8 protein-coding genes are annotated in these 4,652 nt (G+C 74.2%); all 8 read right to left on the reverse strand.

Annotated features, from left to right (window positions below; translation table 11 throughout):
• The coding region (locus AC1DUQ_RS19825) for a GTPase (RefSeq protein WP_477074430.1) at positions 1-396 on the reverse strand (396 nt) is incomplete at its 3' end.
• A 56-nt stretch (positions 397-452) separates the two neighbouring features.
• Complete coding sequence (locus AC1DUQ_RS19830) at positions 453-914, reverse strand: hypothetical protein (RefSeq protein WP_477074431.1); 462 nt, start codon at positions 912-914, stop codon at positions 453-455.
• Positions 836-1,177 carry a methyltransferase domain-containing protein gene (locus AC1DUQ_RS19835; protein WP_477074432.1) on the reverse strand — a complete coding sequence of 114 codons (342 nt, stop codon included), beginning with the start codon at positions 1,175-1,177 and terminating at the stop codon, positions 836-838. Before AC1DUQ_RS19835 ends, AC1DUQ_RS19830 begins: the two co-directional genes overlap by 79 nt.
• The gene (locus AC1DUQ_RS19840) at positions 1,174-1,548 is read right to left on the reverse strand and encodes a lysophospholipid acyltransferase family protein (RefSeq protein ID WP_477074433.1); all 375 of its coding nucleotides are present in this window, start codon (positions 1,546-1,548) and stop codon (positions 1,174-1,176) included. Before AC1DUQ_RS19840 ends, AC1DUQ_RS19835 begins: the two co-directional genes overlap by 4 nt.
• Before the next feature lie 14 nt (positions 1,549-1,562).
• Complete coding sequence (locus tag AC1DUQ_RS19845) at positions 1,563-1,850, reverse strand: lysophospholipid acyltransferase family protein (protein ID WP_477074434.1); 288 nt, start codon at positions 1,848-1,850, stop codon at positions 1,563-1,565.
• A complete protein-coding gene (cmk, locus tag AC1DUQ_RS19850) occupies positions 1,847-2,554 on the reverse strand; it encodes a (d)CMP kinase (protein ID WP_477062131.1) in 708 nt (235 codons plus the stop codon). Before cmk ends, AC1DUQ_RS19845 begins: the two co-directional genes overlap by 4 nt.
• Positions 2,536-3,645, reverse strand: coding sequence for a prephenate dehydrogenase (locus tag AC1DUQ_RS19855; RefSeq protein WP_477062132.1), 1,110 nt, complete (start codon positions 3,643-3,645; stop codon positions 2,536-2,538). The genes cmk and AC1DUQ_RS19855 overlap by 19 nt, the downstream gene beginning before the upstream one ends.
• A partial coding sequence (locus tag AC1DUQ_RS19860; protein ID WP_477074435.1) for a pseudouridine synthase occupies positions 3,642-4,652 on the reverse strand: 1,011 nt, incomplete at its 5' end. The genes AC1DUQ_RS19860 and AC1DUQ_RS19855, both read right to left, overlap by 4 nt.

A 4,652-nucleotide genomic window follows, 5' to 3' on the forward strand; every position in this document is an offset into this window, starting at 1 on the left:
CGCGACCTCGGCCTGCTGGGCCACGCGCGCCTCGATGCCGGCCACGTCGACCTCCCAGCCGCCCGTGTCGACCAGCGTGAACCGCGTGCCGGACCAGTCGGCGGGGTAGCTCACGCGGTCGCGCGTGACGCCCGGCTTGTCCTCGACGACGGCCTCGCGGCGGCCCAGGATGCGGTTGACGAGCGTCGACTTGCCGACGTTCGGTCGGCCGACGACGGCGAGCACGGGAAAGACGACGACCGGCTCCTCGCCGATCTCCCCGACATCACCGGCGTGCAGGAGGGCAAGGTCCTCGTCCTCGAGCTCGTACTCGGTGAGCCCTGCGCGCAGCGCCCGCTCACGGTCGGCTTCGGTGGCCTCGTCGGGCAGCGCAAGGGTGGGATCGGGCTCAGTCATGCGCCCATTGTCCCAGGTGCGGCGACCGCAGGACGACTACCAGCGCGAGAGCCCGGTCACGGGCGCCAGATCGCGGCCGCGACGTCGCGCGCCTGCTCAGAGAACGGCCCTGCGCCGAGGAGCTCGCGCAGGTCGCCTTCGAACGAACCCAGGCGCTCGCCGAAGAGGTGCGGAGCGGAGCTGGAGAGCGAGAGCACGGCGGCGACGACGTCGTCGGTGGTCCGCTCGACCACCTCGCTGCGCGCGACGACAAGGCGCTCTGGCCCCTGGTAACCGGCTGCGCGCATCACGTCCTCCTCGCCGCCCCGCGTCCCGTCCGGCAGGGTTCCGCGACCGGCACGACGCACCGGGCCGAGGTAGTCGGCGACGAGCCGGTCGATCCGGTCCCACGGTGGGCGCGGGTGCGGCAGCGGGAGGTCGCCGTCGACCCCGCGGTGCGTCATCGCGGACACGTGCACCCACGCGCCGCCGTCGTCGAGCATCGCGCGCACCCGGTCGGCGACCAGGGGCTGGTCCATCCAGTGGAAGGACTGCGCATGCGCGCTGCCTCGCGGAGCATGTCGGGGTCCGGGTCGACCCCGACCGAGGCGGCGAACAGGGGCGCCAGCAGCAGGGTCAGCGAGCCCGGCCCGCAGCCGACGTCGAGCAGGCGGCCCGTGCCGTCCAGGCCGAGCGCGTCCCGCAATGCGTCCGCCAGCTCCCGCGGGTACGGCATGCGGCCGACGAGGTAGTGAGCGGCGGTGCCGGCGAACAGCGACCGGTCCCACTCCCACCCGGTCATCGCGGTGTGCGCTCGCGGTTCGGGTCGTCCGTGGGCAGGTCAAGGCCGGTGCGGGCGACCGCGCTGTCGACGAGCTCCGCGAGAGCGACACGGATCGCCTCGTTGGCCTGCTCCAGCGCCACCCGGCCGGACGTCCCCACGGCTCGCTCCAGGACGAGCGGCTCGCCGAACTCGATCGCCAGCCGACGCCGCAGACCGGGCACGTGACCGACCGACTCCCCCGTCCTGCGGGTGCCGAGCACCGCCACGGGCACCACCGGCGCATGACCGTTCAGGGCGAGCCAGGTGACCCCCGCCCGCGCGCTCGCCGCGTCCCCCTTGCCGCGGTTGCCCTCCGGGAACACGCCGACCACGCCGCCGCGGCGGAGCACGACGAGCGCGCTGTTCAGGGCTCGTGCTCCACCGGGATCTGACCCGCGGCCCTCAGGACCGCGCCGACCGGACCCCAGAACATCTCCGACTTGACCAGCATGTGCGAGGGCCGGGGGGACACCCCCAGCACGATCGGGCCGTCGATGATGCCGGTGTGGTTCGCGGCGAACAGGACCGGGCCCTCGGTGGGGACCAGGTGGGAGCCCACGACCTGCGTGTTCCAGACCATGCGCGCCAGGAACCGGCCGATCCAGCGCGCCCACCGCGGGCCGCTCTCGGACGGGCCGACGGTCGTGCTCACGGGCGGGTGCCGACGACCGACTCGACGACGTCGAGCACGGCCTGCACGGTCTGGTCGAAGTTGAGGTGCGAGGAGTCGACGGTGACCACCCCGTCCGCGGCCTCGTGGAACTGCACCACGGTCGAGTCGTCGGCGTCGCGCCGGAGCACCTGGTCGCGCGTCGCCTCGACGGCGGCGGCGTCGTCGGAGCCGTGCACGTCCCGGGCGCGCCGGGCGAGCCGTGCATCCTCGCTCGCGGTCAGCAGCACCCGCACGTCCGCGTCGGGGGCGACGACCGTCGTGATGTCCCGGCCCTCCGCGACGATCCCACCGCGGGTGCGCGCCTCGTCGATGGCCTCACGCTGGAGCCGGCCGAGCTCGGCACGCACCTCCAGGTTGGTGGCGACCGCGCTGACGGCCGCCGAGATCGCGGTCTCGCGGATCGCCTGGCCGACGTCGACGCCGCCGACGTGCACGGTCGGGTCAGCCGGGTCGGTACCCATGACCAACGGCAACGCGCGCACCTGCGCGGCGACCGCGTCGACGTCCGTGAGCGGCACACCCTGCTCGAGGCACCACCACGTCGCCGCGCGGTACATCGCCCCGGTGTCGAGGTACGCCAGACCCAGCGCGCTCGCCACGCCCCGCGAGACGCTCGACTTCCCGGAACCGGAGGGTCCGTCGATCGCCACGACCATCGCCCTGCTCAACTCACCAGTCTCCATCCGCGGGCCGTCAGCTCCGCCTCGAGGTGCTCCACGCTGCCGGGCAGCACCGAGATCTCCGCCATGCCGACCGGTCGGCCGGCCGCGTGCTCGAGGTGCAGGTCCTCGAGGTTGACGCCCGCCTCGCCCACCTCGGTGAGCAGCCGCGCCAGCTCGCCCGGGGCGTCCGGCACCAGCACCGTGACCACGCCGTACGTGCGCTGCGCTCCACCGTGCTTGCCGGGGATCCGCGCGACGCCCGCGTTGCCGTCGGCGATCGCCTGGGCCAACGTGGCAAGCGCACCGAGCTCGACCGTCTCCGGACCGTCCGCCGCGGCGGCCTGGCGCAGAGCGTCGATCACGGTGTCGAGGTCGGTACGCAGCTCCACCAGGACGTCGCGCACGGCCGACGCGTTCGCCGCCAGGATCGACGTCCACAGTGCCGGGTCCGACGCCGCGAGACGCGTGACGTCCCGCAGGCCCTGCCCCGCGAGTCCGAGCGCGGCGTCGTCGGTCCCCCGCAGCCGCGCGGCGACGAGGCTCGCGGCCACCTGCGGCACGTGCGAGACGGCCGCGACCGCGGCGTCGTGCGCGTCGGCGTCCATCGTCACCGGCACCGCGCCGAGGTCCACGGCGAGCGCGCGCACGGCCAGCACCGCCTCGGGCGTCGACGCACCCGAGTCGGCGATCACCCACGGCCGCCCGAGGAACAGGTCCGGCACCGCGGCTGACGGTCCGGACCGCTCGCGCCCGGCCATCGGGTGGGAGCCGACGTACCGCGTGAGGTCCGCGCCCGCCGCCTTGAGCTCCGCGAGGACGTACCCCTTCACGCTCGCCACGTCGGTCACGACCGCGTCCGGGTACGCCGCGAGCTCTGCGAGCACCACGTCCGCCGTGACGTCCGGCGGGGCGGCGACGACGATCAACGTCGGCGCGACGTCCCCCGGGCGTGCCGGTCGTCCGGCACCCACGTCGCGGGCCAGCGCCAGGGCTGTGCGCGAGGGGTCGTGCAGGACCACCTCGACGCCGTGCGTGGCGAGCGCGAGTCCCACCGACGTGCCCAGCAGGCCGGTGCCGACGATCCGCACCGGCCCTCGCGTCGCCAGCGTCACATGCCCACCCGTGTCATCAGGGAGCCCACCTCGGTCTTCGAGAGCACGCGGGTGCGACCCGGCTTGAGGTCACCCAGGCGGATCGGGCCGATCTGCGTGCGGACGAGCTGCGTCACGGGGTAGCCCACCTCGTCGAAGATCCGCCGCACGATGCGGTTGCGGCCCTCGTGCAGCTCGATCTCCACCAGGCTGGCCTGCGGGGTGGTCTGGACGATCTGGAACTTGTCCACCTTGGCCAGGCCGTCCTCGAGCTCCACGCCCTTGATCAGCCGCGCGCCGAGCGAGGGTGTGACGCGCCCCTCGAGCTGGACAAGGTAGACCTTGGTGACGCCGTGCGACGGGTGTGACAGCCGGTTGGCCAGGTCGCCGTCGTTGGTCAGCAGGATCAGGCCCTCGGTCTCCGCGTCGAGCCGGCCGACGTGGAACAGCCGCTCCTCGCGGTCGGACACGAACTGCCCGATCGACGGCCGCCCCTCGGGGTCGTGCATCGTCGAGACGACGCCCTTCGGCTTGTTCAGCGCGATGGTGATGATCGACGAGTCCAGCTGCACGCGCATGCCGTCCACGTGGATCACGGCCGTCAGCGGGTCGACGCGCACGCCGAGCTCGAGCACCTTGTTGCCGTCGACCGTCACGCGACCCGCCGAGATGAGGTCCTCGCAGGACCGACGCGAGCCGAGGCCCGCCGCCGCGAGCACCTTCTGCAGACGCACGCCGTCGGGGTCGTGGACGTCGATCGTCACCTCGGGGGTGCGGGTCGGCTTCTTCGGCCGGCTCGACGCGCCGTCGGTGCGGGGGCGTCCGGTCCCGCCGCTGCGCGGGTAGCCGGTCCCGCTCTTCGGACGAGGTGCACCGCTGCGCGAGGGCGCACCAGGCCCACCGCGAGAGGCCCCACCGGTGGCACCGCGCGAGCCGCCACCGCTCGGCGCACCGCCCCGGGAGTCACCGCCCCGGTAGCCGCCGCCGTCTCGTGCGTCGCCGCCGCGGTATCCCCCGCTGTCCCGCGA

This window comes from Cellulomonas sp. P4_B5_2 (assembly GCF_056402235.1).

Coding starts and splice junctions, on each gene's coding strand:
- AC1DUQ_RS19830 (WP_477074431.1), bottom strand. CDS start 914: ATGGACCAGCCCCTGGTCGCCGACCGGGTGCGCGCGATGCTCGACGAC.
- AC1DUQ_RS19835 (WP_477074432.1), bottom strand. CDS start 1,177: ATGACCGGGTGGGAGTGGGACCGGTCGCTGTTCGCCGGCACCGCCGCT.
- cmk (WP_477062131.1), bottom strand. CDS start 2,554: ATGGAGACTGGTGAGTTGAGCAGGGCGATGGTCGTGGCGATCGACGGA.